The organism is Comamonas sp. wu1-DMT (assembly GCF_040187805.1).
GTDB lineage: Bacteria > Pseudomonadota > Gammaproteobacteria > Burkholderiales > Burkholderiaceae_C > Comamonas > Comamonas thiooxydans.
Genome location: NZ_JBANEM010000001.1, coordinates 102,804 through 129,762, shown reverse-complemented (window position 1 = coordinate 129,762; position 26,959 = coordinate 102,804). Strand labels below are relative to the sequence as shown.

The window sequence follows — 26,959 nt, the reverse complement described above, 5'->3', positions numbered from 1 at the left end:
CCGTATCAGGAGACAAACTTGAAACAAGCACGCAGATACCTGCTGGCGGCACTGCTGGGCTGCGGCCTGCTCGGCGTCGGCATGACCTCCATGGCTCAGGCACCGGCTCAGGGCTTTCCTGCCAAGCCGATCAAGCTCATCGTGCCCTTCGGTCCGGGCAGCGGCACCGACACCTCGGCGCGCTATTTCGGGCGCAAGCTGCAGGAGCTCACGGGCCAGCCCGTGGTCGTCGAAAACAAGGCAGGAGCCAACGGCTTCATTGCTGTCAAGCAGGTGCTGTCTGCGCCCGCCGATGGCTATACCGTATTCATCGGCAGCAACTCGACGCTGGCGGTCAATGCGGCACTGTTCAGGCATCTGCCCTACGACCCCTTAACAGACTTTGCGCCGCTGACCATGATGATGCGCTCGCCCGCCATGCTGGCCGTCGCTCCCCAAGCGACCTACTCCGATCTGAAAGGCCTGATCAACCATGCCAGGGCCAACCCGGGGAAGGTGAATTTCGGGGCCGGCTCGGCCGGCTATCAACTGATGGGCGAGCTGTTCAACGACGCTGCCTGGATCGAAACCGTACATGTCCCGTTCAAGGGGGCGGGGGAAACCACCACGGCAGTCGCTTCAGAGACGGTGGACTACACCTTCGCGGAAGTCACAGCAGTCCAGGAACTGGCCCGCGGAGGGCGTGTCAAGGTTTTGGCGGTGGCCTCCGACAAGCGCGTGAGCACCTCCCCCGAGATACCCACGGCCGCGGAGGCCGGTCTGCCCGGATTCGAGGCCTACACCTGGGTGGGTGCCATGGTGAGCGCCAGGACACCGGCGGCCGAGACTGCCAGGCTCGCCGAGCTTTTCACCGCCATTTCGAAGATGGATGAAACCCGTGCCTTCTACGAGCGTCTGGGGGCCATTCCCATGACCGGCGGCCCGGCACAGATGCATGAATTCCAGAAGAACGAAATCGCGCTGTGGAAGCGCATCGTCGTCAAGGCCAAGGTTCCCCTGCAATGAAAGCCAATGACAGCCAGCCGGCACAGGCGCTGCAGCACATCAAGGTGCTCGATCTTTCAAGGGTTCTGGCAGGCCCGTGGGCGGCACAGACGCTGGGTGATCTGGGCGCCGAGGTGATCAAGGTGGAAAGACCCGGCAGCGGTGACGACACGCGTGCCTGGGGGCCGCCCTATGTGGTCGACCCCGAAGGCTTGCCCACGGGGGAGTCGGCCTACTATATGTGCACCAACCGTAACAAGCAGTCGATTTCCGTGGACTTTACCCGCGGCGAAGGCCAGGAGATCGTGCGTCAGCTGGCGGCCCGATGCGATGTGCTGATCGAGAACTTCAAGACTGGCGGTCTGGCGCAGTACGGGCTTGATTACGCGAACCTCAGTGCCCTGAATCCCCGCCTTGTCTACTGCTCGGTCACGGGCTTCGGCCAGGACGGTCCCTATGCACACCGTGCGGGCTATGACTTTCTGATCCAGGGCATGGGGGGGGCTGATGAGCATCTCGGGCCATGCCGACGGCCAGCCCGGAGGCGGTCCCATGAAGGTGGGTGTGGCGCTGACCGACATCCTCACCGGGCTATATGCCAGCACGGCGATTCTGGCGGCTCTGCAGGCCCGCGAGCATACGGGGCGCGGCCAGCACATAGATCTGGCTTTGCTTGATGTAGGCGTGGCCTGTCTGGCCAACCAGAGCATGAACTATCTGTACGGGGATCAGGTGCCTCAGCGCATGGGCAACGCGCATCCGAATACGGTGCCCTACCAGGAGTTCCCGACCGAAGACGGCCACATGATTCTGGCCGTGGGCAATGATGGCCAGTTTGCCCGTTTCTGCCAGGCTGCAGGCAGGAGCCAATGGGCCGAGGACCAGCGCTTTAGCAGCAATGCGTCGCGGCTGGCCCATAGAGCCGAGCTGGTGGAGATGATCCGCCGCGTGACGCTCACGCGCAGCACCAGGGCCTGGGTGCAGTTGCTGGAGCAGCATGCCGTGCCTTGCGGCCCCATCAACACGGTGCGTGAGGTGTTCGAGGATCCGCAGGTCAGGGCTCGTGGCATGCAGATCGCCATGACACACCCCAAGGCAGGCCAGGTGCCGCTGGTCGCCAGCCCCATCCGTTTGTCGGACACACCGGTGACGTATCGCCATGCACCGCCTCAGCTGGGCCAGCACACACTAGAGCTGCTGGAGCGCCATCTGGGTCTGTCTACTCAGCAAATGCAGGCCTATCGGGACAGCGGAGTATTGGGATGAACAGCCAGGAATCGTTGACGCACACGCGCATCGCGGGCCAGGACCAAGCCCTGGGGGCATTGTCAGGGGTGCGGGTGCTGGATCTTTCCAGCGTGATTTTCGGCCCCATGGCCAGCCAGGTGCTGGCCGACTACGGCGCCGAGGTGATCAAGATCGAGCCGCCGGAGGGCGACTCCACGCGTCACACCGGCCCGGCACTGGAGCCTGGCATGGCGGCCATGTTCATGGGCTCCAACCGCAGCAAGAAAAGTGTGGTGCTGGATCTGAGGCAAGAGCAGGCACAGGCCGCGCTGCATGCGCTGTTGCAAGGCGCAGATGTGCTCATGCACAGCATGCGCCCGCAAAAGCTGGCCAGGCTCGGGCTCGATCCGGACAGTCTGCGCAAGCAATACCCGCGTCTCATCTATGCGGGCCTGCACGGTTTTGGCGAAGACGGCCCCTATGCCGGGCAGCCTGCATACGACGACGTGATCCAGGGCATGAGTGGCCTGGCCGATCTCATGCAGCGCCAGACGGGCGAGGCCCGCTATCTGCCCACGATTGCGGCCGACAAGACCTGCGCTCTGGTGGCCGCGCATGCGGTGCTGGCGGCGCTCTACCAGCGCGAGCGCAGGGGCGAGGGCAGCTATGTGGAAGTGCCCATGTACGAGACCATGGCGGGCTTCAACCTGGTGGAGCATTTCTACGGCATGCATTTCACACCCGCACAGAGTGTCGCGGGCTATCCGCGCGTGATGGCGCCCTGGCGTAAGCCCTACAGGACGCTGGACGGCCATGTCTGCCTGATGCCTTACACCGATGCGCACTGGCGCCGTTTCTTTGCGGCCGTCGGTCAGCCCCAGCTGGCACAGGACCAGCGCTTTGCCACCCAGGCGATGCGCACCCGCCACATCGCCGAGCTGCTGGAGACGATGAGCGGCTACGTGGCGCAAAAGGACACTGCCTATTGGCTGGCCAGCTGCGAACAGCTGGAGATTCCAGCCGCCCCGGTGACTCGCATGGACGATCTGCCCCATGACCCGCACTTGCAGGCCACCGGCTTTTTTGTCGAGAAGAAGGATGCAGCGATGGGGGTTGTGAAATTTCCGCGTTTGTCCGTGCGCATCAACGGCAGCCAGCCACCCATAGGCATGCCCCCGCGCCTGGGCGAGCACACACAGGCATTGCTGCGCGAGGCGGGCTGGGACGACGCGCGCATTGCGGCTTTGCAGTCGAAGGACTGCTGAGCAAACAGCATGAAGCGGAGACAGAATGAGCGTGAGCAATTTGATTTCATCCACTGAAAACCGTGCCGCAGCGCTGGCAGACACGCCGCGCATGGGCCAGGGTTTTGTCTGGCAGGACCTGCGCGTAGGCCAGCAACTGCGCACCTTTCGCCGTACGGTGACCGAGACCGATCTGGTCAACTTCATCAACACCACAGGCATGCTCGAGGCGATCTTCATCGAGGACGGCTATGACGGCGGTGCCATTCAGGGCCGCGCGGTGCCGGGCGCGCTCACCTATACCTTGATCGAAGGCTTCATCCTGCAAAGCATGATCCAGGGCACGGGCCTGGCCATGCTCGAGTTGCATCAGAAGATTCTGGCTCCTGTGGTGGTGGGCGACACCATTGAGGCGCTGGTCGAAGTGATCGACATCAAGCCAACGAGCAAAGGCGGTCGCGCAGTAGTGAGCTCGCGGATCGAGGTCTACAACCAACGTCACCAGCAGGTGATGGCCTATACCGCCGTGCGCCTGCTGGCCGGCCGTGGGGCTTAGATCCGCGCTGCCGCGGATGCCGTTGCACCGGTGCGTACTTTCCAGTGCGCCGAGATGAGAAAACTACAGGAGACACAAGATGAGTTATCGATTTTCACGTCGGTTGTCGCTGCTCGCCGTTGCCGCGCCGGCGGTTGCCGCGCTGGCAGTTTGTGGTGCGGCGCAGGCGCAGGACAACTGGCCCAGCAAGCCGATCACGCTGATCGTCCCTTTCCCGCCCGGCGGTCCCACGGATATGGTGGCACGGGTGCTGGCGCAGCAGGTAGGCCAGCAACTGGGGCAGTCGGTCATCGTGGACAACCGGCCTGGTGCCAACGGCAACATCGGCAATGCGCTGGTGGCCAAGGCGCCAGCCGACGGCTACACCGTGCTCTACAACACTTCCTCGATTGCGCTGAGTTCGTCGCTCTACAAGAAGATGAGCTATGACGTGACCAGGGATCTGCGCCCGGTGGCCTTGACGGCGGTGGTGCCATTGGGGCTTGTCGTCAATCCCAAGGTGCCTGCCAACACCGTGCAGGAGCTCGTGAAGTACGCGCAGGAGCACAAAGGCAAGCTCTCCTACGGCTCGGCTGGCAACGGCAATGTCACGCACCTGGCGGCTTTTCAGGTGGTGCAGCACTACAACATGGATGCAAGTCATGTGCCTTACAAAGGCAGCGCCCCCGCCGACGTGGACCTGGTGGCTGGCCAGATCGATTTCATGACCGACACCATCAATTCGGTGGCGCCTTTCATCAAGGACGGCAGGCTCTGGCTGCTGGCCGTCAGCACGGCCGGACGTATTCCCAATTTCCCCAATGCGCCTACGCTGGCCGAAAGCGGCATGACCGGATTCGAGGCCGGAGCCTGGCAAGGCGTGATGGTGCCCGCCAAAACACCTGTTGCTGTCGTGGAACGCCTGAATGCCGAGCTGATGAAGGCGCTCAAGGATCCGGGAGTGCTGGAGAAGCTGCGCGTGCAGGGTGCGGAGCCGCTGGGGTCTACGTCCAAAGCGTATGGCGACTACATCCAGAGCGAAATCAAGCGCTGGGCAGGGGTTGTCAAAAGCACGGGCGTCTCCCTGGACTGAGAGAAAGCAAGACGATGACCATTCTCGATGGACTGAGCCTGACAGGCATCCCGCCGGAAGGCGAGGCACTGCGCGCCGAGGTGCGTGCTTTTCTGCAGGACGCGGTCAAAGACATTCCTGCGCATGTCCGTGCCAAATCCTGGAGCGGATATGACCCGGCACTCAGTCGCAAGCTGGGTGAAAAGGGCTGGATCGGCATGACCTTGCCCAAGGCTTATGGCGGAGGCGAGCGCAGCGCGTTCGCCCGCTATGTGCTGGTGGAAGAGTGTCTGAACTTCGGTGCGCCTGTGGGCTCGCACTGGATTGCCGACCGCCAGAGTGCGCCGCTGATCCTCAAGTATGGTACGGAAGCGCAAAAGCAGTTTTACATTCCCAGAGTCTGCCGGGGAGAGGTGTTTTTCTGTATCGGCATGAGCGAGCCCAATGCCGGCTCGGATCTGGCAAGTGTGAGGACTAGAGCGGTTCCCAACGAGCAGGGCTTCTTGCTCAATGGCCAGAAGATCTGGACCACCAACGCGCATCACTGCCAGTACATGATTGCTCTGGTACGAACCTCAGGCAGTGCCGAGGACCGTCACAAGGGCTTGTCGCAAGTCATCGTGGACCTGACATTGCCCGGTGTGACGGTGCGTCCCATCCAGGATCTATCGGGTGACAGCCATTTCTGCGAGGTCTTTTTCGAGAATGTGCAGCTGTCTGCCGATGCGCTGATCGGTGCCGAAGGTCAGGGCTGGGAACAGGTTACCGCCGAACTCGCTTTCGAGCGCAGCGGCCCGGAGCGCCTGTTCTCCAGCATCGTGCTGTTCGATCAATGGCTGCAGTATGCGCGCACGCCGCAGGGACGTAGCGAGTCCGGCATGCGGCTTGCGGGCAAGGTGCTGACGCAACTGGCACCGCTGCGCGCGATGTCGGTATCCGTGCAGCAGAAGCTGACCCAGGGAGCAAGCCCTGTTGTGGAGGCCGCACTGGTCAAGGAGCTGGGCACGACACTGGAGCAGATGATCCCGGCGGCCATTGCCGACGAGCTGTTTGCACGACCGGACGAGGATGTGCCGGTGGAGCTGCTGCTGACGCTCAAGTACGTCACCGAAGCTTCTCCCTCGTTTTCCTTGCGCGGTGGCACGCGTGACATTCTGCGCGGCATGATCGCCCGTGGCCTGGGTTTGCGCTGATCGGAGACAAGTTCATGAGCAATAACGATTTGTTTGCAGATGCTGCGCGCAAGGTGCTGGCAGACTGGTGCACCCCTCAGGTGATTCGCGAGATCGAGAGCGCTGGCAGCCGCTCAGCGGCTGTCGCCCGGCTATGGCAGCAACTGGAGGAAACCGGCTTGGCCGATGCCTTGCTTGCCGAAGAAGAGGGCGGTGCGGGTCTGGGCCTGGGCGAGATATTTGGCGTGCTGGAGCAATGTGGAGCTCACGCCCTGCCTCTGCCCCTGGGAGAGACCATGCTGGCACGGGCCATGCTGGCGCAGGCGGATATGGCCTGCCCGGCCGGCAGCATTGCGCTGGCGCAGGGCGCGGTGCAGGCAGATGGCGGTTTGCATTGCGTGCTGGTGCGAGGCGGGCAAGTCGCGGACTCGGTGCTGGTTCAAGTGCAAGAGGAAGCCGGGGTCTGGCATCTGCTGAGCGTGTCTCGGGCAGGACTTGCGCCGCACGCTCTGGTGCTTGACGCGTCGTTGAGCTGGGCGCCGGAGCAGTTGCAGGCAGCCGGAGTCCTCCGGCTCGGGCCGCAATTCGATGCCCGGAGCCTGCAGGCCGCCGTGGTGGCTGCGCAGATGGCGGGGGCCATGCGCGATGTGTTCCAGCGTAGCTTGCAATATGCGAACGAGCGTCAGCAGTTTGGGCGTGCTATCGGGAAGTTCCAGGCGATCCAGCATCAGCTGGCAGTCATGAGCGAGCATGTGTTTGCCGCCCGCATGGCGGCTCAGCTCGGGTGCAGCGGTGACGGCATCGAGCCTGACAGATTGCGTGTGGCCGTCGCCAAGGCACGCTGCAGCGAGGCGGCTTTGGTGGTCACCGAGCTTGCGCATGCGATTCATGGCGCGATTGGCTTCACCGAGGAATATGACCTGCAGCTGTTTACCCGCAGACTGCATGCATGGCGCCTGACGGCCGGCAGCGAAGCCTATTGGCAGGCACTGGCCGGGCAGGCCCTGATGTCGCACGAGGGCATGACACTGGATCTGATTCGACGGATCACCGATGTCGAGGCCCTGGCTTGAAGCAGCTCAACAACTACGGAGATCTGGAACATGGCATTTCTGAACATTGAACGCGATGGCGGTATCTTGACCGTCACCATGAATCAGCCCGAGACACGCAATGCGCTGACCGGCAATACGGCGGTGGCGGAATTCGTGCAGCTCTGCGCAGATGTGCGCCTGGACGCCAGCGTGAAGGTGCTGATCCTGACCGGCGCCGGCTCTATCTTCAGCTCCGGCGGCAATGTCAAGGACATGAGGCGCTATTTCGATGACGCACTCACTCCCGACATGATTCGCGAGGAATACCGTCAGGGCATTCAGCAAATTCCGAATGCCCTCTACCAGCTGGATGTTCCTGTGATCTGCGCCGTCAACGGCCCGGCCATCGGTGCGGGTCTGGATCTGAGCTGCATGTGCGATATCCGGATTGCGTCGGAAAATGCCACTTTTGCGGAGAGCTTTGTTCGCGTGGGCATTGTTCCCGGTGATGGCGGGGCCTGGTTGCTGCCGCGTGTGGTGGGGATGTCAAAGGCCAGCGAAATGGCTTTCACGGGAGAGGCGATCAGCGCGGGCCAGGCATTGGCCTGTGGTCTGGTGAGCCAGGTCGTGCCTCCGGATGAACTGCTGCCGGCAGCCAGGGCATTGGCACTCAAGATTGCAGCCAATCCGGGCGGGGTGATGCGCATGACCAAGCGTTTGCTGCGAGAGGGCCAGAACGCCACGCTGGCTTCGCTGCTGGAAATATCGGCCGGGTATCAGGCAATTGCCCATAAAACGGCCGATCATCGTGAAGCCGTGACGGCCTTTGTCGAGAAGCGGGCTCCCCGCTTCTCATGAGCCGGCAGGTTTGCGTAGCCAGACCAGGTAACAAAGACAGCAAGGGCGCATTTTGCGCCCTTGCTTGTTTTGGCGAAGGCAGCAGCGCCTTGCTTGCTGAGATGATGTTTCGGGTCGGCCAATCCAGCGACGTAATCCCTTGATAATACTAATTACATTGTGTTGCTATTTGCGCTAGGCGAGCGACGCAGCAAGCGGCTTTGCCGGGTTGGCCCCATTTCATGTATCGGAGTGGCCGCTTTGCCGGCTATTTACTTTTCTATGGAATGGATGAAAGCGATGAGATTGACCAAGCTGAACATTGGTGCCCGACTGGGCCTGGGGTTCGCAGTGGTGTTGGCATTTGCCGTGGTGATCACGGTTATCGGCATCTGGCAGCTGCACTCGGTGGGCAAGGCCACGCAGCAGATGATGCAGGAGCCGCTGACCAAGGAGCGCCTGATCAGCGACTGGAACAGCAATGTCAGCGTGGCGGTGGCTCGCACCACGGCCATCGCCAAGAGCAGCGACGCAAGTCTGGTGCAGTTTCTGGCGGCAGATGCGGCCGCCACTACCAAGAGCACGGCCAATGTGCTAAAGCAGATCGAGCCCCTGATCACCCAGCCTGCGGAACGCGAGATCCTGGACAAGATCATGCAGGTGCGCAAAACCTATATTGCCAGCCGCGACAAGGTCAGTCAGCTCAAGGCCGACGGCATGGCCGAAGAGGCTGAGTCCACGTTGATCAACAGCTATGTGCCGGCCGCCCAGGGCTATCTGAAGCTGCTCGGCGAGCTGCTGAACCTGCAGCGCGCCAGCCTCGACGCCAAGGCGGCAGAGGTGGAGCAGATCGAGAGCAGCAGCAGGACGTACTTCCTGGTTCTGGCCTTGCTGGCTCTGGCCATCGGTACCGTCAGCGCCTGGCGTCTGACGCAAGGCATCACCGCTCCGCTCAAGCATGCGGTCAGCGTGGCCCGCCGCGTGGCCGATGGTGATCTCACGGCCCGGATCCATGTGAGCAGCAGCGATGAAACCGGGCAGCTCATGCAGGCCTTGCACGATATGAATACCAGCCTGGATAGGCTGGTGGGGCAGGTGCGTCAGGGCACGGACAGCATTGCCACAGCGTCGGGCCAGATTGCGGCGGGCAACCATGATCTGTCTGCGCGCACGGAAGAGCAGGCCAGTTCCCTGCAGCAGACCGCTGCCTCCATGGAGCAGCTCACTTCCACGGTCAAGCAAAACGCCGATAACGCCAGTCAGGCCAATCAGCTGGCGCTGTCAGCCTCCGATGTGGCCGTCAAGGGCGGCATGGTGGTGTCGCAAGTGGTGGAGACCATGGGGGCCATCAGCCAGTCCTCGCGCAAGATTTCCGACATCATCGGCGTGATCGACAGCATTGCTTTCCAGACCAATATCCTGGCGCTGAACGCCGCCGTGGAAGCGGCCCGTGCCGGCGAACAAGGTCGCGGCTTTGCCGTCGTGGCATCGGAAGTGCGCTCTCTGGCCGGTCGCAGCGCTGAAGCGGCCAAGGAAATCAAGCAGCTGATTCAGGCCTCGGTCACCAAGGTGGAAGAGGGCAGCGCGCAGGTCAGCCAGGCCGGTCAGACCATGGATGAAATCGTCAGCAGCGTGCAGCGCGTGACGGACATCATGGGTGAGATCACAGCCGCCAGCCATGAGCAGACCAGCGGCATCGAGCAGATCAACCGCGCTGTGGCCGAGATGGATCTGGTGACCCAGCAGAATGCCGCTCTTGTGGAGGAGTCCACCGCTGCTGCGCAATCCATGCAGCAGCAGACCAGCGACCTGTCGCAGATGGTCAGCGTCTTCCGCCTCAAGAGCGCCTGATTCCGTGACGCTGCCGCAGTCCAGGCTGAAGGGCTTGCGGTTGCCGCTTCCGCTTTGCTGATCTCCGAGACATGAAATATGGTGTGAGGCACTTCCGCCATATTCCGTCCGAGCGGCTGCCTGCATTCTTTGCAGTGTGCCAGGACTCGATGCTGAGATCGGGCTGTGAGCTGCTTGCCCGTATTAGCGGTTGCGTACTTGAGTCAGCAACTGCTTGCAGTTCACATCGTCGTCAGCTGCAGGTACGGTCAGCGGTACCAAAGCTAGTGCCGCTGGTGCAAAAACGGCAGCAGCCACTGCAGCGCCGGCACGGGCTGCCAGGGGGCCTGGCTCCAGGCCCACATCGGGCTTGGCAAAGCTGCCGCGCACATAAAGTGGCGTGCGCAACGAAAAGAACTTCCACTTCAGCGATTCGGGGACGATGCGCAGATTGAGCTGTTCCTGCGCCAGATTGATCTCGCCCGTGGCCTCAACAACGGCTTCTGTGGTGGCCAGCTTGGCCATGCGTGGGCGGGCAATGCCTTGTTGCACATTGAAGTCGGCCACGGCACAGCGCAACTGAACTTCCTTGTCGCTGCCAAACAGCTTGGCGATGACGATGGAGCCTACGTTCAGCCCCGCGAGGTCCAGCAGTTGCGAGCTGAAAGTGCCGTCGCGTACAAACAGGCGTAGCGAGCCATTGCCTGTGCCCAGCCACTGGGCCAGTGACTCGCCCTGCCCGGTGAGGGCAATGGCACCATCGAGCTGGCCCAGGCTTTTCTTCATCTTTTCGATCTTGGGAAACAGCGCGGAGAGCTTGAGCGACTGCACCTGTCCATTGAGCTTGGCGGCTACCGGCTTGGCATGGCTGTCCACGCGGGCGTCGATATTCAGCGTGCCTTCGGCGAGGCCGAACTTCAGCGGCGACAGGGTGAGCTTGCCGTTGTCCAGCAGAGCGTGCACGCTGAGGTTTTGCAGGGGTAGAGCTTCGGGCCGCAGGATATGGCTGCTTTCATAGTGCAGATCGAGATCCATCTTGTCCCAGTTCTCGGTCTGGAACCGGATCTGCGGCAGTACCCTGCCATTGACGGGCTGGGGCTTGCCGGAGCTGTCAGAAGGTGCTGCGCCGATGACCGGACCCAGGTCCACCAGTCGCAGTTGTTTGGAGCGCAGCTGCGCTGTCAGCTTGGGCCGGGGCTGGGCCGAGCGGTACTGGAGATCGCCGCTCAGATCGCTCTGCCCCAGCTTGCCCTGAAATTTCTCGTACTGCCAGACGGCCTTGCCTGGCTGAAGGCTGCCGATCAGACGGCCACTGGTTTCGAACGGCGGTGTGGCGGGCAGCAGCAGGCCGGTGAGCTCAAACAGGTCGGCCATGCTCTTGCCGCGAACCTTCACTTGAAAGTCCAGTCCGTCCAGTGTCTTGGGATTGTCGAGAATCCCCTCAGCAAATGCTTGCAGGCTACCGACCTTGGCTGAGATGCGCAGCGGAAAGCGCAGCCTATCCTGGCGCAGATCAAGTACTTGCCCCGCCAGACCCTGGGCCTGAATCTGCGCGCGGTTCTTGCCCTGATGCAGATAGCCAGTGAGGCCGAAGCGCATGCCATAAGGCTGGTCAGCGCTGACCGGTCTGCGCAGCGTGTCGATACGGGCGCGCACAGCCATGTTCTTGATGGCGTCGGACCAACCCAGCACACCATCGCTGATGCGCAACTGGCCTAGGTCAAAACTCCACTTCGGGCCGTTGCTTGCGGGCTTGTCAAAGGTCCAGTTGTTCTCGCCCTTGCCATTGCGGGCCAGCACCATGTCGGGAGCCTGCAGCAGCAAGGAGTCGAGCTGCACATGGCGGGCCAATAGCGGCCAAAGGCGCAGGCTGGCCGTGGCATTTGCTGCGGTGATCATGGTGCGGGCATCGCGTTCGGGCGGTTGCTGGCCGGCATCGGCTATGGCGTCGTCGTCATCTGGGAGCGTCTTTTTCTCGTTCGCTGTCTGGCCTTGCACGGGCAGGCGACCGGTGTTGAGTTCCTTGGGCGTCGCAGGTAATACCGGCTGTTTGTCATCGGCTTTTTCAGGCGCCTGTTGAACCAGCCAGCCCTGGGGCTGCGAAAGTGTCAGATCGCTGGCGTGCACCACCACGCCGGGCACCCAGTGACGCCAGCCCGTATCGAGAGGCTGTGGCCAGGTCCACTGCAGCTGCAGATCGCCATTGATGGCGAATTCGCGGCCCGTGGAAGTGCTGACTTTTTCATTGATCCATGGCTTGAGCTTGTTCCAGTCCATGAAGGCAATCAGCAGTGCCGCCGCCAGAATTAAAGCCAGCAGCAGCGCCATCGCAAGGGCTGACCAGCGCAGCCAATGACGTGTCAGGCGCGAATGTGCAGGAGCGGATTCAGGGGCTGAAGTGCTGGTGGGATCGACCATGGCTGTTGCATCCTTTTTTGCCACATGCTATTGCGCATACGTGAAATGCCTCGTCATCCAATTGCCTGATGCATGTATGCCCGCATGCAATGAGCTCAGACTTTGCGACCGATCCGGGAAATGATGCTGCAGCTGGAAGAGTGCTGTTGCTGCGAATGCAAACATCTGCAGCAATGACTGCGGTGATTCATGAAGTGCTGCGAAGTGTTGCTCCATTGTGCAAAGTCATTCCGCTCGGCGTTGAGGTGCCAGTGCCTATCCGGTGCCTGCCGATTCCATGTTGTCAAACGGCAAGATTGCCGATGGACCAGGAAACACCGGTATCAAAGTTTGCCTTCAACTCGTCCGCTGCATGTTCCAGCTCGGTCAGAAACATTTCCATTGCGGCCGCCATCGCATAGCCGGTGCGCTGATAAGCGCAGCTGTGTAGCAGCGAACCGGCATCGTGCAGCGCACGCCAGCTCAAGCGTTCGGCTGCCACGTCTTCCGCCACATTGTCCGGCAGCATGAAGGCCAGTGCCTGGCCGCTTGCCACCAGGCGCCGGGCCATGGGGATGCTGCTGGTTTCCACCAGCGGCTGGATCTGGCTCAGCGCACCGTCGCCCAGACGCTCGAGCATGCTGCGCAACTCCATGTCGGGAGTCATCATGATCAGCGGATAGGCCAGGCAGTCACGCAGACGCAGCAGTCGCGGACGCATTCGCAGAGGGTGGTCCGGAGCCATCACCACGCCCAGGGGCTGTGCCCAGGAGCGCATCTCCTCGACACCGGCAGGAGGTGTTCGGCGCAGGCAGTAGGCCACATTGATCTCGCCCTGAGCCACATGGCGCAGCAGCTCTTCACCGATTCCGGCGCGCACGCTGAAGGTGATGTCCGGATAGCGATGATGCATTGCCGCAATCACCTGGGGCACGAGGTATTCGGCCGTCGCGTGGGGTACACCCACGCTCACATGCCCGTGCCGCAAGGCATTCAGGTCTTCGACCTGGGCAAGGGCATTGTCAAAGTCGCGCTGGCTACGCCTGACTGCTGCCAGCACGATCTCGCCGGCCACCGTCAGCTGCATGCCTCTGGGCAACCGGTCGAACAGAGGCTGACCGACCTGCGCTTCGAGATTGAGGATCTGCTGGTTGACCGCCGCGGCGGTCAGGTGCAGCGTCGCCGAAGCCTTGCGCACCGAACCCCGGCGCGCCACCTCGTCAAAGCATCGAAAAGCCTGAGAAATTGCTGGCATGTCCTGAGTGTAAATTTTTTTCTGACACCTCTTAAAAAACAAACAGCTATTCCTGACGCTGACGAACTTCTAGAGTGGCAGCCATCAATCCCTTCTGTCACAGAAAGAACCCCATGGCTACCACCGTTGACCAGGTCACCCAACGCCGACGCGGAACAGGTCTTATCGCTCATGACAGCGCTCTGAGCGCCGGCGGCTACACATTGATCGCCCCCCAGACGGCGGATGGGCATGTCTACCTCATAGATATCCACGGTCAGGTGGCTCATGAGTGGACTCTGCCCGTGCGAGCCGGCCGCCATGCAGTCATCCTGCCTAACGGCAATCTGGGCTACAACGGCAACCACCGTGAATCGCCGGACCTCTATGCGCCATGGTCTATGTGGCACGGCGGCGATTTCTACGAGGTCAGACCCGACGGGGAGGTGGTCTGGCGCTATGAAGATCCGGCCCATCACCATGATGCACAGTGGTTGCCTAATGGCCATTTGCTCTACGCCGCTTGCGCCCCTGTCCCCCAGGGCTTTGCAGAACGCGTGCCTGGCGGCAGCTCCCAAGGGCCGGACGAGGTGATGTATGGCGATGTGATCCGGGAAGTGGACCGCACAGGTCGATTGGTCTGGGAGTGGAAGGCCTGGGAGCATCTGGAGCCCGAGCACTTTCCCATTCACCCGGGCTTTGGCCGCTATCACTGGCCTTTGGTCAACGGCCTTGGGCTTGCGGTCGATGGAACGGTGCTCATGAGCTTGCGTACGACCTCGGGAATCATTGGCGTGGACAAGGCCAGTGGCAGCGTGACGCTGCATATCCCGCCATCGGTGGTCTCGCACCAGCATGCTCCGGTTCCACTGGCAAACGGCCATATCCTGACCTTTGACAACGGCAACTTCCGCACGGGATCCCATGTGGCTTTCTCGCGTGTGCTGGAAATAGATCCTGTCTCCCATGAGATCGCGTGGAGCTACCAGGACGAGATGGTCAATGCCTTCTACACCGCCTTCATGGGCAGCGCGCAGCGGCTGTGGAACGGCAATACGCACATCACGGAGTCAGCCACGGGACGCCTGTTTGAAGTGACGCCGCAAGGCGAGGTGGTCTGGGAGTTCATCCTGCCCTGGTTTGGCGAGTATCCCGATGCCGCTGCACGACGCACAGGCCCGGGCCGTTTGAACACGGTGTTCCAGACATGGCGTTACCAGGCAGCGCAACTGCCTTGGCTGTCCCGCTGAGCCATTCCAGTTCCAGCAGAAAGATCATTATGCAAATACGACGCAGACAGTTTGCAGCCTGGGCGCTGGGCGCTCCGCTGCTGCAGCAGCTATCACCGGCAATCCAGGCGGCCTCCCAGCCCTGGCCTGCCCAGGCACTGACGGTGGTGGTGCCCTTCGCACCGGGCGGCAGTGTTGATGTGGCTGCCAGACTGGTCATGCCACGTCTGGCAGAGCGCCTGGGCCAGCCCGTGATCATAGAGAACATGGTCGGAGCATCGGGGTCTATTGCCACGCAGCGTGTCATCAAAGCCAGACCCGATGGCTATACCTTGCTCTTCGGTGTGGCCAGCTCTGTGCTGGTCGCGCCGCTGATCTCGCCGACCAAGTTTCGCTACGACGGACTGCAGGAGCTGAAGCCCGTGGCACCTGTAGCCTCTTCGGTCTTTGTGCTGCTCGCACGCCCGGGACTAGCTGCGGGCAGTGCGGACGATCTCATTGAACTTGCGCGCCAGAAGCCGGGGCGACTGACCCTGGGCACCGATGGCATCGGAACCAGCCTGCACCTGACGGGGGAGCTGATTCAGCAGATGTCCGGTATCGATCTGGTACATGTTCCCTACAGATCTGGCCCACAGGTGCTGACCGAGCTGGCAGGTGGTCAGATCGACCTTGCCGTTCTGCCTGTTGCGCTGGCGCAGCCGTTTGTTCTGGAGGGCAAGGTCAAGGCACTGGGTGTGACATCCCGCCAGCGTCTGATCACGCTGCCCCAGGCGCCAAGTCTTTCGGAGACGCCGGCCCTTCGCAATCTGGAAGTCGAGGCCTGGCAAGGCTTGCTGGCTCCCGCTCATACAGATGCCCGTATCGTGAAGCGTCTGACCGATGAAATCGCGATCCTGCAAGCGGACCCCGAGATGGTCAGAAAACTGACGGACGCAGGCTTCAAGCCCATGCGTATGGGGCATCCTCAGTTTCTGGCCTATCTGGAGCAGGAGAAAAGAGTTCTGGAGAACACCATTCGCAAAGCCAATATCCGAACAGATTAGCCGGCGCGAAGTCGCATCACGGTCTGACCAGGGCCCGTGGGGCCACGAAAGCCAGGAGCCGGGCCAGCCACTAAAATCCCGCGCCATGCATAACTCCCACGATCCCAAGGTTCTGCCGGTGCGCGATGGCGTCAGCCCCAGCTGTGTGGTCTTGCCGTCCCAGGGCGGGGGCCTGCTGATCGACTTTCTGTGCGAACGCCTGTCCGCTGTCGGGCGCGCAGACTGGCTGCGTCGCATGGGAGCCGGTCAGGTGGTCAGTGAAACCGGAGAGATGGCTGGCCCGGACGCTGCATTTATGCCGGGGCTGCGCTATTACTACTATCGCGAACTGGAGGCCGAGCCAGAGATTCCGTTCGCGGCTGAAGTCATCCATCGCGATGCGCATCTGCTCGTTGCGGACAAGCCGCATTTTCTGCCTGTGGTGCCAGCCGGCCACTATCTGCAGAACACGCTGCTGGTGCGGCTCAGGCGCGAGTTCGACCTGCCCGAGCTGTCGCCGATTCATCGCATCGACCGCGACACTGCGGGGCTGGTGGTGTTTTCGGTACAGCGCGCCACACGCGGCATCTATCAAGGGCTGTTCAGGGACAGGGCCATTCACAAGGTCTACGAGGCCGTGGCGGCTTACCGCGCGGAGCTGAGCTTTCCGCGCGAGCACGCGAGCCGCATGGAGGAGAGCGGGCATTTCTTTCGCATGCATGAGGTGGCTGGCGAACCCAATAGCCGCACCCTGATGGAAATCATCGAGCACAACAGCGCCTGGGCGCGTTACCGGCTCAGTCCGGTTTCGGGCAAGCGCCATCAGCTGCGTGTGCATATGGCGGCGCTGGGTCTGCCGCTCAGGGGCGATGCGTTCTATCCCATGGTCAATGACCCGGAGCCGGGCGACTATTCCAGGCCCTTGCAGCTGTTGGCGCGCAGCCTGGCCTTCGATGATCCCCTGACTGGACAACGGCGCGAGTTCACCAGCCGGCGCAGCCTGCAGGCGCTGCCGCGCGACTGAGCGCAGTCCTGTCCGACCCTTGCCAGGTCAGGGGAAACGCCGAGTGCTGCAGTTTATCGGACAAAACTGTCCGATAATTGGCGCCATGTCCACCACCCGTCCTCCATCCGCCGAACGCCGCGCCCAGTTGTTGGACGCGGCCGATGCCGTGTTTGCCGAGCATGGCGTGACCGCACCCCTGGATCTCATCGTCGAGCGTGCCCAGGTGGGCCGTGCCACGCTGTATCGTCAGTTTCCGGACCGTCGCGCCATCATGCTGGCGCTGCTGGAGCGCTCGGTCGAGAAGACCCGCGCCGCCGCAGCTTCCTGGAAGGACGACGACCAGGCCTTCTTCAAGCTGCTGGCTCTGGTGGGCGAGCGCATTGCTGTGTCCGCCACGCTGGTGGACTACTGGCGTACGGTGGACCAGAGCGATGCAGAAGTCATTCATGCGCGCCAGCAGATGTGGCTGGTGTTCGAAGAGCCCATGAAGCGTGCGGTGGCCAAGGGCCTGTGCAAGCAGACCTTGAATGCCAAGGATCTGTCCCTGGTGTTCGGCATGCTGGGCGGTGCCCTGCGTGGCGAAACTCCTGCCCAACGCAAGCAACTGGCGCGTCGTGCCTTGCAAATCATTCTGGACGGAATCAAGGCCTGAGGTTTATGAGTCAAGCTGCAGCACAAGCCACTGGGGCTCAAGCCAATCAAGAAGGCCCGAAACCTCCCAGCAGCCAGGCTTCAGCTTCTCCAGCCATTGCGCAGGGGCCCGTCATCCTGCTGCGCCGCCCGCCGGACTGGGCCGAGCATGAAAAGCCCGCGCTGCCCGGCTCGCCGGCCATGCCCCATCACGAGCCCTGGATCCGCGTCTGCTATGGGCTGATTGCGGTCCTGGTCGGGCTGACCGGTGGCCTGGGCAATGCCTTGTTCACCGCCAATCTGCCCACGATTCAGGGACAGATGGGACTGACCTCGGTCGAGGCCGCCTGGCTGACGGGCGCCTACGTCATGTTCAATATGACGGCCAATCTGCTGGTCTATAAATTCCGCCAGCAGTTTGGCATGCGCCTGTTCACCGAGATCGGCCTGGGCTGCTACGCGGCGCTCAGCGTGCTGCATCTGCTGCTGGGCAGCTACGACAGCCTGATTCTGCTGCGTGCGGCCAGCGGCCTTGCAGCGGCGACCTGCTCCTCGCTGAGCACGCTCTACATGCTGCAGTCGGCACCGCGCACCTATGTGCTCAAGATGCTGGTGATCGGCGTGGGCGTGGTCCAGCTGGCCATGCCGCTGGCCTGGATTCTGTCGCCGGGTCTGCTCTATAACAGCGAGTGGCACAACCTCTATCTGTTTGAAGCTGGTCTGGCGCTGATGTCCTTTGCCGCCGTGGTGCTGCTCAAGCTGCCCTCGGGCCTGTACATCAAGACCTTCGAGAAGCTGGACTTCGTCACCTTCTGCCTGATGGTTCCGGGTCTGGGCCTGTTGATTGCGGTGCTGGTCCAGGGCTACTCGCGCTGGTGGTTCGACACGCCGGGGCTGGCCTGGATGCTGGTGGCGGCGATCGCGCTGCTCAGCGTCGCGCTTTACATCGAACACCATCGTGCCAACCCCATGTTCCACACGCGCTGGTTCGCGCAGATGCCGACGATCCGTTTCGTGATCGGAGCTATCTTGCTGCGCTTTCTTACGGCTGAGCAGAGTTACGGCGTGGTGGGGTTGATGCGCACGCTGGGCATGACATCCGACCAGATGCAGCCGCTATTCATGGTGATTCTGGTGGGGACACTTATAGGTGTTGCATTGTCTGCTATTACTTTCGGTGTTCCCAATATGGGCAAGCAGATTGTGGTGGCGATTGCGCTGTTTGCCGTGGCAGCGTTTCTCGATCACCACCGCAGCAGCGTGGACCGGCCTTCGGACTTTTTCTTCAGCCAGTTTCTGCTGGCAGTGGGCTCGGGCGTCTTCATGGGTCCGCTGATGCTGACCGGCATCATCCAGGGACTGAAGTTCGGCGCCAACCACATGCTCACCGCCGTGGTCACGATTTCCATGACGCAGGCCATGGGCGGCTTGCTGGGTTCGGCCTTGCTGAGCACTTACCAGACCTACCGCGAGCAGATCTACTCCGTGGCCCTGGTGGCGCAGATGGACCCGACCGACCCCGTGGTGGCCGAGCGGCTCAAGATACAGAACCAGATCTACGGCAAGGTGACGCCCGATCCCGCCATGCGCGCCAACCAGGGAACGCTGCAGCTGTCGCAGATCGTGCGGCGCGAAGCCAATGTCAGGGCCTATAACGATGTGTTTGCGCTGACGGCCGCCATCGCCTTGCTGTATCTGCTCTGGAGCCTGGGAGCCTCGGCGCGCGTGCGCCAGGCTGCCGCCATGGTGCGCGCCATGACAAGGCAAAGCGGCAACCAGGTGGCGGCAGCCGCCGGGACCGACGGTACGCCCCAGCGCGCACCTTCGGTGGCGCCGGTTGCAGACCCTGAGGCAGCGAACGCCCATGAGCCCGACGCATCGCAGCGTGTCACGGTGGTGGTGCAGCCCACGGCCACCGATGCCTATGGCGATGTGGAAGAGGGCGGTCAGAACGAGCCCGCCAGTCCGGCGCGCACCGTGGTGATCGAAGGCGCGCAGGCCACGCACCTGGCTGCCGCCGCGCAGGCGGCCGAGACTCGCGAGCAGGCCGTGCTGGCCAGCCGCGACCCCTTGCAGGACAACGCCCAGGCGCTAGAGCTTGAGGCCGAGCTGGAGCAGGAAATCGGCAAGAACGCCCGCAGCAGTCCTGTGGCCGGTGATGGCGGCCGGGATGGCTCCGATCACCAGACAAGGAACTCAAACCGATAACAGCAAGAGATTGAGCATGAGCGACAGTCAACAACCCCATTCTCCCGCAGCCTCTGCGGCGACAGCAGCCCCTTCATCCGCTGCAGCCTTGCCTCCCACGCCAAAGAAGATCAAGCCTTCTTTGCGCAGCGTGCTCATCATGCTGGTCGTGGCCCTGGCAGGCATGCTGCTCGTGCTGCGGGCCTGGAATCTGTGGCCTTTCAACAGCTCGGTAGTGACCACGGACAATGCCTATGTGCGTGGTGCCGTCACCGTGCTGGCTCCGCAGGTCAATGGCTATGTGACCGAGGTGCTGGTCAAGGATTACGAGCAGGTCAAGGCCGGCCAGGCGCTGGTGCGCATCGATAGCCGCAGCTATGAAGCGGCCGTCGCCCAGGCCCAGGCGCAACTGGCCAATGCCCAGGCGCAGCTGAGCAATTCGGAACAGACACAGGCCCAGAACCGTGCCACGCTGAGTGCCAGCCGCGCCGGTCTGGCTGCCGTGGAGGCGGAGGCCCAGCGTTCGCAGGCGGAGCTCAAGCGTGTGCAGGAGCTGGCCGAGCGAGGCTCCGTGTCTCTGAACGAACGCGACAAGGTGCGCGCCACCTCGCGCCTGGCCGCGACCAACGTGGCCAAGGCCCAGGCAGACATCGCGATCAACCAGGAAAAGATCAAGGCCACGACCGTGGGCCGTGACTCTCTCAAGGCCCAGGTGCAGATGGCCGAGGCGCTGCTGCGCCAGGCACAGATCAATCTGGACAACACCGTGGTCCATGCACCCAGCGATGGACAGGTCAGCGAGGTATCGGTACGCAAGGGCCAGTACGTGGCAGCCGGTACGCAGCTCATGTATGTGGTGCCGCCCACTTACTGGGTGGTGGCCAATTACAAGGAAACCCAGACCGCCCGGGTGCAGATCGGCCAGGTCGTGAGCTTCAGCGTGGACGCGCTGGGCGGCTTGCGCCTCAAGGGTCATGTGCTGGAGATTGCACCGGCCACGGGGTCGGAGTTCAGTGTGCTCAAGGCCGACAACGCCACGGGCAATTTCACCAAGGTCGTCCAGCGTCTGCCCATCAAGATTGCCATCGACGAGGGTCAGGCCGATGCCGCGCGCCTGCGCCCTGGGATGTCGGTCATCGTGCGCCTCGATACTGCACAAAAAGTAGAGCATTCAGCGCAGACCCATCAAGCGATTGAGGCCAATTTGGCTCAAAAACCTCAAGCGCCCGCAGTGTCCGCATCCGAACAGGCCAAGCCATGAAGAACGCCTTCCATACTGTGCGTGTCTTGCCCTTGGCGCTTGCAGTCCTGATGGCTGGCTGCAGCGTGCCCAGTCTGACCCGGGCCCCGGACAGCGCCCGGCCTGCGGTGCCGGCCAGCTGGAGCGCGGAACGGGCCGCAGATGGTGCCAGCGCAGTCCAGACCGGTTGGTGGCAGGCCTTTGGTGATGCGCAGCTGAGTCGCTGGGTGGAACTGGCGCTTGCGCGCAACAACGATGTGCTCACCGCCCTGGCCCGGGTGGAGGAGGCACGCGCGAATCTCGATGTGACGGGCTCGGCGGCTGCACCGCAGCTGTCGCTAAGCGCACCGGGCTCGGCCAACCGCAGCCTGAGCGCGCGAACCGGCCAGATGGTGCATGTGCGTTCGGCCCAGCCGGTGCTGCAAGCGAGCTGGGAGCTGGATCTCTGGGACCGCCTCGGCAGTCTGAGTCGGGCTGCCGATAAACGCCTGCAGGCCAGCCAGGCGGATCGCGACGCGGTACGCCTGACGGTGGCCGCGACCGTGGCGCAGGCCTATATCGCTCTGCGCTCGCTGCAGGCCCAGCTCGCCGTGGCAGAGGATACGGTGAAGTCGCGCGAGGATGCGTTGCGTCTGCTCACCGACCAGGTGCGTGTGGGCTATATCTCGCAGCTGCAGCAGAGCCAGGCACTGGCCGAGCTGGAAAGCGTGCGGCAATCGGTGCAGCAGCTGTCTCTGGCGCTGCAGCGCCAGCGCATAGCACTGATGCAGCTGGTGGGCGGCAGCGGTGATGACCAGGCACAGGCCCTGGCCCGTTCCAGCTTGAGCGCCCATGCCGGACTCGAGTCCATGAGCCTGCCCGCCATGCCTGCACCTGGCTTGCCATCGGGCTTGCTGGAGCGCCGCCCCGACATTGCGCGCGCCCAACTGCTGCTGGCGGCCAGCGACAGCAATCTTGCGGCACAGCGCGCGGCCTTTTTGCCGCAGGTGAGCCTGAGTGCGAACTTCGGCAGCCTGTTCATCAACGCGCTGGATTACAACCCGGCCCGGGTCTGGTCTCTGGGCGGCAGCATTCTGGCGCCGCTGTTCAATGGCGGTCGCCTGCAGGGCCAGTTCGATGCGGCATCTGCCCAGCGCGATCAGGCTGCCTACGCCTATCGCGGTGTGGTCATCAAGGCCTTTGGCGACGTGGAAACAGCTCTGGTCAGTTCTCAGCAGTTGCAAGCCCAGTGGGAGCATGCCAAGGAACGCGAAAAAGTGCTGGGTCGTACCCTGGGCTTTGCCAAGGATCGCTATGAGGCCGGCTACGCCAGCTATCTGGAGGAGCTGGATGCCCAGCGCAATCTGTTTGCCGTGCAGCAGGAAGTGCTGCGCCTGCGTCAGAGCCAGCTGGAAAACGCCGTAGCGCTGTACCAGGCGCTGGGTGGCGGCTGGCAACTGGCGGATACGACCGCCCCGCAACCTTGAGTTCGAGTCGAAAGCTCCTGAAAAGTGAGTTCTCTTCGCTTGTCTGTTATGAGTTTTAGGGCATCTTGAAGTAGTACCAAAGGCCGGCAGCAGCCAGTGCCAGTACCAGCAGCCACAGATACTGACCTTGTCCTTTGGGGACTTCGCCGGGCGCGGTTGCCGTGGCCCGAGAGTCGGTTTGCGCGCTGGCTCGCACCGATTGCCGTTGCAGGATCTGCCAGTCCAGCGCAATGCCATCCATGGCCGCATCGATATGTTCCTTGGCCTGGGCAAGACCCAGGCCCGTGGCCTCGCGCAGCAGCTTGATGGCTTCGATCTTGTTGCCGCGTGCCATGGCGTCTTCCACCTCGGCCCTGGTCTCTGCAGGCACTGCGTTTGCGCCGGACAGCAACGCCTCTATGGCCTCTGCATGATCGCCGCTCACGGTGACGCTGGTGGTGGTCTTGCCATTGACGGTCGTGGTGGTGGTCTTGATGGAAGAGAAGGAACTGTTGGACGCGGCGTCGTCCCGATTCAGCTGGTCCAGCAGCAACGTGGCATCTTTCATGCTCAGTTTTTCCAGCTGCTCGCGCAACTGCTGTATCGCCTGCGTCTGCTCTGCAGCGCCATGCTGGACAAAGTCCGGCTCGTCGCTGGCTTCCAGCAGATCCTTGGCCTCCTTCAGACCCAGCCCGCTTTGCTCGCGCAGCTGTTTGATGGCTTCGATCTTGTGACCGCTTTGCCAGTGCTTGAGGATCTCTGCTGGAATCTGTGTGGGCATGGGCTGCTCTTCAAGGTTGTGGCTGTTGAACCAGGCGTTAGCCGCAGTCCACTTGCAGATGGCTGAAGTCCCTGGCGTGCAGTTTGGCATCCTCGATAAAGGCCATGAGCCGTGCACCGTCCTGCCAGCACCAGTGGAATTCCTCGTGCGACTGCAGCGTCAGCAGCGAGCGCCAGTGCGAGCTGCCAGGGTATTCCTCGGCGTCGGGCGTGGGGTCGTAGCCAAGGCTGTCCCAGGAGGGGCGGCCCAGCAGATAGTCGCGAGGCAGATCGCCGCTTTCCTCAAGCCCATGGAGCCAGTCCTGGAGTTCATCGAACTCCACGGGCCAGTCCTTGCACAGCTCCTCGTGGCGAGGAAGGTCGATGCCGTTCTCAAACTGCAGCGCACGGCTGTCCGTGACCCACTGGTGGGGAGCCTGGATTTCATGCATGCCGCTGATGTCCGGCCAGTAGAACGCCTTGAGATAGTCCTGGTCGCGCCAGAAGATGGCGTCGTCCTCGTCAAAGCCGTGGAACAGCGACAGCAGGCCGCTGGCCGGCAGCTCTGCAGGGCGACCGGGTCCGCCGGGGAGCTCGGCAAAGTTGATCTGTCCGACAAACAGGTAGTGGCCGTCCGGATGCTCGGGCCAGACAAAGCCCGCAGGCACCATGGGCTGGCCGCCAAAGCGGCTTTGCAGGGGCTCGCCCATGGCGTGGCCCAGGCGAATGGCTACGGCGGGCTGGGCCAGATTCAGAAAATATTGCTTGTGCGCCTTCAACAGCGGCGAGGCATCCAGGTGTTTTTCAAGCGTTGTGAAGTCCATGAAGCTTGGTGCAGTGAGTTTGCAGGTCATTCTGACCCAGACAGCGGCCGGGCCTTGCCAGAGACCGTCCGCTAGATGCAAAAAAACGTCTGTTCATTGCATTCCTGGACTCTGATGCTTGCAAATTCATAGCTGCATGCGAAGGTACGCATTGGACTTGAGGCGAAATCGGCTCAAAGTTTCCGAGGAACTGCTGCACGAAATCGAAACCGGCCTGTCCAGCTGATCGGTCCATGCCTTGTAGGTGCGCAGTGCCATGGCATGCAACTGGTCTATGTGTTGCGGCAGTCGGTCCAGGATCTGGGCTTCGCTCTGAACGGCCGGGCCTCGGGCCTGCAGCAGCTCATCGTGGCCCTCGCCGCACCATTGACGCACGCTGTCTGCGGTCACTTCCAGATGGCCTTGAAACGCCCATTGCCGGCCGTGGACAAAGCCCTTGTTCAGGCAATGCTGGCCGTACATGGTGCGCCTGGCGGCCGTCGGAATGTCGAAAGTGTCGTAGTGCCAGTTGAAGATGGTGGCTTGCGCGGGCAGGTTCATCAGTTGCTGAGCGCAGGGGGTGATGCGGACTTCGCTCCAGCCGATATTCGCGCAGGGGTTGCGCCAGACGCCTGCGCCCATGGCGCGGGCCAGCATCTGCGCGCCAAAGCAGTGGCCCAGCACGGGGATGTCGTACTGCAGGGCACTTTGCAGCAGGCAGCGCTCTTCATCGATCCAGAGCAACTGCTCGTTGGCGCAATGGTTGCTGCCCAGCACGATGATGCCGCGATAGTCGCGCGCATTGGCCGGGGCCGCGCCTTCGGCACAGGGATCTATCAGCACATGGGCAATGTCTTGCTGGTGCAAATGGTCGAGCAGGATGCCAGGGCCTTGCGATGCTTCATGCTGGAGGATGGCGACAGGCTTCATGGGAGGCGGGCTTGAAGGGCAAGCCGGTTGTTGCGAAGCCTTGAATCTAGAAAATCAGGCGTCAAGCCCTGGTATGGATTGTGGCTGCTGCTATCAAGATTGCATAAAGAAAGACAGCTCGGTCCGGCGTCATCCAGGCTTTCCAATTTCCGTCAGCGTGCCATACTGGGCTGCCGCCGCCCGACTGCGGCGGCCTCTATCACTGCAAAAGCATGGCTATGTCACAAAGCAAACACGGGCTTCAGGGGGCTGGGAATACGGGGCAGGGCAGCAGCCAGTCGGCACTGACATTGGCGGCTCTGGGGGTGGTGTTTGGCGATATCGGTACCAGCCCGCTCTATGCGTTCAAGGAGGCTTTTACCGGCGCCCATGGACTGACGGTGGGTCCCGATAATGTGCTGGCTGCGCTCTCGGCCCTGCTGTGGGCCGTGATCGTCATCGTCGCCATCAAATATGTGTGGGTGGTGCTCAGCCACGATAACGATGGCGAGGGCGGCGTGCTGGCGCTGACGGCGCTGGCCCACCGCGTGATGGGCGATCAGTCGCGCCGCTCGCGCTTTGTGGTCGGGGCCGGCGTGTTTGCGGCCGCACTGTTTTATGGGGACGCCATTATCACGCCGGCGATTTCCGTGCTCTCTGCCGTGGAGGGTATGAGCATTGCCACGCCGGAGTTCGAGCATTTCATCGTACCTATCACGATAGGCATACTGATCGGACTGTTTTCCATTCAGATGAAGGGCACCAGTGTGGTAGGGAAGCTGTTCGGCCCGGTCACCATTGTCTGGTTCCTCTGCATTGCCTGGGCGGGCGTGGCCAGCATTGTGCAGACGCCCATGGTGCTGCAGGCCGTCAACCCGCTGCATGCGCTGCGCTTCGCCGTGCAACACACGGACAAGGCCTTCTTTCTGCTATCGGCAGTGTTTCTTGCGATGACAGGTGCCGAAGCTCTTTATGCCGATATGGGCCACTTCGGCAGCCGGGCCGTGCGTCTGGGCTGGTATGGACTGGTGTTTCCGGCTCTGATGCTCAATTACTTCGGCCAGGGCGCCTTGCTGTTGCGTGATGCATCGGCTGCCAGCAATCCTTTTTTTTCTGTTGGCTTCGCCGTCCTGGCTGCTGATTTTTGTGGTGTTGGCCACGGCCGCCACGGTGATTGCCTCTCAGGCGACCATCTCGGGGGCCTATTCCATGACGCTGCAGGCCAGCCGCCTCGGGTATCTGCCGCGTGTGCGCGTGCTGCATACTTCCGATCAGGAGCAGGGCCAGATCTATATCCCCAGCGTGAACTGGCTGATGCTGCTGGCCGTGATCGCGCTGGTGCTGGCCTTCAAGTCCTCGGGAGCGCTGGCGGCCGCCTATGGCATTGCCGTGTCGGGCACCATGCTGATCACCACCATGCTGGTGGGCTTTGTGGTCTATCTGGGGCGCAGCCGAGCAAGAGCCGTGACACTGGCGGCGCTGGCCTGTTTTGCGGTGCTGGAGATAGGCTTTTTTGCCTCCAACCTGACCAAGCTGGAGCAGGGCGGCTGGCTGCCGCTGACTCTGGGCGCCATCATCTTCATCGCGCTGACCACATGGCGCGACGGTACCCAGCTGGTGGCCGAACATCGCCGTCGCCTTGATATTCCCATGAGCGATCTGATGAGCTCGCCCATGAGCGGCGTGCCGGTGGTGTCCGGCACGGCCGTCTATCTGACCTCCGACCCCAAGCTTGTGCCGAATGCGCTGTTCCACAATCTCAAGCATTTCAAGGTCATGCATGAGCAGACGGTGTTTCTCCACGTGATCAACGAGAACACGCCCTATGTGCATGATGGCGAGCGCCTGCAGCTGAAGCCCATGTGCAATGGGGTCTGGGCACTGGACATGCATTTCGGCTTTCGCGAGCAGCCTGATATTCCGGCGGCGCTCCAGCGGATTGCGCCGGACGTCGATGGCGAGATACCGAACCTCGACCCGATGACGACCAGCTTCTTTGTGGCCAGGGTGCAGGTGGTGGACGGGCCAGGCGGTCTCTCGGCCTGGCGCTGCGCGCTGTTTGGCTGGATGTCTCGCCAGTCGGCCAGTGCGGCGACTTATTACAAGTTGCCAGCCAACCAGGTGGTGGAGCTGGGCACGCAGGTTGTGCTTTGACGGCTA

General features: G+C 62.3%; 20 protein-coding genes and 2 pseudogenes. 17 read left to right on the top strand and 5 right to left on the bottom strand.

The window, feature by feature from the left end; translation table 11 throughout:
- The first annotated feature begins 18 nt into the window (after positions 1-18).
- The 9 genes and pseudogenes from V8Z78_RS00570 (at position 19) to V8Z78_RS00530 (ending at position 9,956) form a co-directional block, all read left to right on the top strand.
- Positions 19-1,005 carry a Bug family tripartite tricarboxylate transporter substrate binding protein gene (locus tag V8Z78_RS00570; protein WP_349730692.1) on the top strand — a complete coding sequence of 329 codons (987 nt, stop codon included), beginning with the start codon at positions 19-21 and terminating at the stop codon, positions 1,003-1,005.
- Positions 1,002-2,250 (top strand): annotated as a pseudogene (locus tag V8Z78_RS00565) (CaiB/BaiF CoA transferase family protein). The gene V8Z78_RS00570 and the pseudogene V8Z78_RS00565 overlap by 4 nt, the downstream one beginning before the upstream one ends.
- Positions 2,247-3,476 carry a CaiB/BaiF CoA transferase family protein gene (locus V8Z78_RS00560; protein WP_349730691.1) on the top strand — a complete coding sequence of 410 codons (1,230 nt, stop codon included), beginning with the start codon at positions 2,247-2,249 and terminating at the stop codon, positions 3,474-3,476. Before V8Z78_RS00565 ends, V8Z78_RS00560 begins: the two are co-directional and overlap by 4 nt.
- 25 nt (positions 3,477-3,501) lie before the next feature.
- The gene (locus V8Z78_RS00555) at positions 3,502-4,011 is read left to right on the top strand and encodes a MaoC family dehydratase (RefSeq protein ID WP_004340712.1); all 510 of its coding nucleotides are present in this window, start codon (positions 3,502-3,504) and stop codon (positions 4,009-4,011) included.
- 79 nt (positions 4,012-4,090) lie between these two features.
- Complete coding sequence (locus V8Z78_RS00550) at positions 4,091-5,083, top strand: Bug family tripartite tricarboxylate transporter substrate binding protein (RefSeq protein WP_349730690.1); 993 nt, start codon at positions 4,091-4,093, stop codon at positions 5,081-5,083.
- A gap of 14 nt (positions 5,084-5,097) precedes the next feature.
- Positions 5,098-6,255, top strand: a complete 1,158-nt coding sequence (locus V8Z78_RS00545; RefSeq protein ID WP_349730689.1) for an acyl-CoA dehydrogenase family protein — start codon at positions 5,098-5,100, stop codon at positions 6,253-6,255.
- Positions 6,256-6,269: 14 nt separating this feature from the next.
- Positions 6,270-7,307 carry an acyl-CoA dehydrogenase family protein gene (locus V8Z78_RS00540; RefSeq protein WP_349730688.1) on the top strand — a complete coding sequence of 346 codons (1,038 nt, stop codon included), beginning with the start codon at positions 6,270-6,272 and terminating at the stop codon, positions 7,305-7,307.
- Between the two features lie 30 nt (positions 7,308-7,337).
- Entirely contained in the window at positions 7,338-8,126 is a 789-nt protein-coding gene (locus tag V8Z78_RS00535) for a crotonase/enoyl-CoA hydratase family protein (protein ID WP_004340721.1), read from the top strand.
- 279 nt (positions 8,127-8,405) lie between these two features.
- The gene (locus tag V8Z78_RS00530; RefSeq protein WP_041744100.1) at positions 8,406-9,956 is read left to right on the top strand and encodes a methyl-accepting chemotaxis protein; all 1,551 of its coding nucleotides are present in this window, start codon (positions 8,406-8,408) and stop codon (positions 9,954-9,956) included.
- 183 nt (positions 9,957-10,139) lie between these two features.
- On the opposite strand, the gene V8Z78_RS00525 is transcribed toward V8Z78_RS00530, so the two are convergent.
- A complete protein-coding gene (locus V8Z78_RS00525) occupies positions 10,140-12,353 on the bottom strand; it encodes an AsmA family protein (RefSeq protein ID WP_314352115.1) in 2,214 nt (737 codons plus the stop codon).
- Between the two features lie 283 nt (positions 12,354-12,636).
- Complete coding sequence (locus tag V8Z78_RS00520) at positions 12,637-13,587, bottom strand: LysR family transcriptional regulator (protein WP_349730687.1); 951 nt, start codon at positions 13,585-13,587, stop codon at positions 12,637-12,639.
- Between the two features lie 113 nt (positions 13,588-13,700).
- Between V8Z78_RS00520 and V8Z78_RS00515 the strand changes: the two genes are divergently transcribed.
- From V8Z78_RS00515 to V8Z78_RS00485, 7 genes are all read left to right on the top strand, one after another.
- Positions 13,701-14,816, top strand: a complete 1,116-nt coding sequence (locus tag V8Z78_RS00515; protein WP_314352111.1) for an aryl-sulfate sulfotransferase — start codon at positions 13,701-13,703, stop codon at positions 14,814-14,816.
- A gap of 29 nt (positions 14,817-14,845) precedes the next feature.
- Positions 14,846-15,841 carry a Bug family tripartite tricarboxylate transporter substrate binding protein gene (locus V8Z78_RS00510; RefSeq protein WP_349730686.1) on the top strand — a complete coding sequence of 332 codons (996 nt, stop codon included), beginning with the start codon at positions 14,846-14,848 and terminating at the stop codon, positions 15,839-15,841.
- Between the two features lie 85 nt (positions 15,842-15,926).
- Positions 15,927-16,844 carry an RluA family pseudouridine synthase gene (locus V8Z78_RS00505; protein ID WP_314352107.1) on the top strand — a complete coding sequence of 306 codons (918 nt, stop codon included), beginning with the start codon at positions 15,927-15,929 and terminating at the stop codon, positions 16,842-16,844.
- Between the two features lie 85 nt (positions 16,845-16,929).
- A complete protein-coding gene (locus V8Z78_RS00500) occupies positions 16,930-17,478 on the top strand; it encodes a TetR/AcrR family transcriptional regulator (RefSeq protein ID WP_057092238.1) in 549 nt (182 codons plus the stop codon).
- Positions 17,479-17,483: 5 nt separating this feature from the next.
- A complete protein-coding gene (locus V8Z78_RS00495; protein ID WP_349730685.1) occupies positions 17,484-19,664 on the top strand; it encodes an efflux MFS transporter permease in 2,181 nt (726 codons plus the stop codon).
- 16 nt (positions 19,665-19,680) lie between these two features.
- The gene (locus tag V8Z78_RS00490) at positions 19,681-20,904 is read left to right on the top strand and encodes an HlyD family secretion protein (RefSeq protein WP_034362521.1); all 1,224 of its coding nucleotides are present in this window, start codon (positions 19,681-19,683) and stop codon (positions 20,902-20,904) included.
- Entirely contained in the window at positions 20,901-22,349 is a 1,449-nt protein-coding gene (locus V8Z78_RS00485) for an efflux transporter outer membrane subunit (RefSeq protein WP_279086971.1), read from the top strand. Before V8Z78_RS00490 ends, V8Z78_RS00485 begins: the two co-directional genes overlap by 4 nt.
- A gap of 55 nt (positions 22,350-22,404) precedes the next feature.
- Here V8Z78_RS00485 and V8Z78_RS00480 read toward each other — a convergent pair whose 3' ends face one another.
- From V8Z78_RS00480 to V8Z78_RS00470, 3 genes are all read right to left on the bottom strand, one after another.
- Complete coding sequence (locus tag V8Z78_RS00480; RefSeq protein WP_046462120.1) at positions 22,405-23,109, bottom strand: ribosomal protein L7/L12; 705 nt, start codon at positions 23,107-23,109, stop codon at positions 22,405-22,407.
- 37 nt (positions 23,110-23,146) lie between these two features.
- Positions 23,147-23,911 carry a YwqG family protein gene (locus tag V8Z78_RS00475; protein WP_057092243.1) on the bottom strand — a complete coding sequence of 255 codons (765 nt, stop codon included), beginning with the start codon at positions 23,909-23,911 and terminating at the stop codon, positions 23,147-23,149.
- Positions 23,912-24,037: 126 nt separating this feature from the next.
- A complete protein-coding gene (locus tag V8Z78_RS00470) occupies positions 24,038-24,820 on the bottom strand; it encodes a type 1 glutamine amidotransferase (protein WP_349730684.1) in 783 nt (260 codons plus the stop codon).
- A gap of 218 nt (positions 24,821-25,038) precedes the next feature.
- On the opposite strand from V8Z78_RS00470, the pseudogene V8Z78_RS00465 reads away from it, so the two are divergent.
- Positions 25,039-26,953, top strand: a pseudogene (locus V8Z78_RS00465) (potassium transporter Kup).
- The last annotated feature ends 6 nt before the right edge of the window (positions 26,954-26,959 follow it).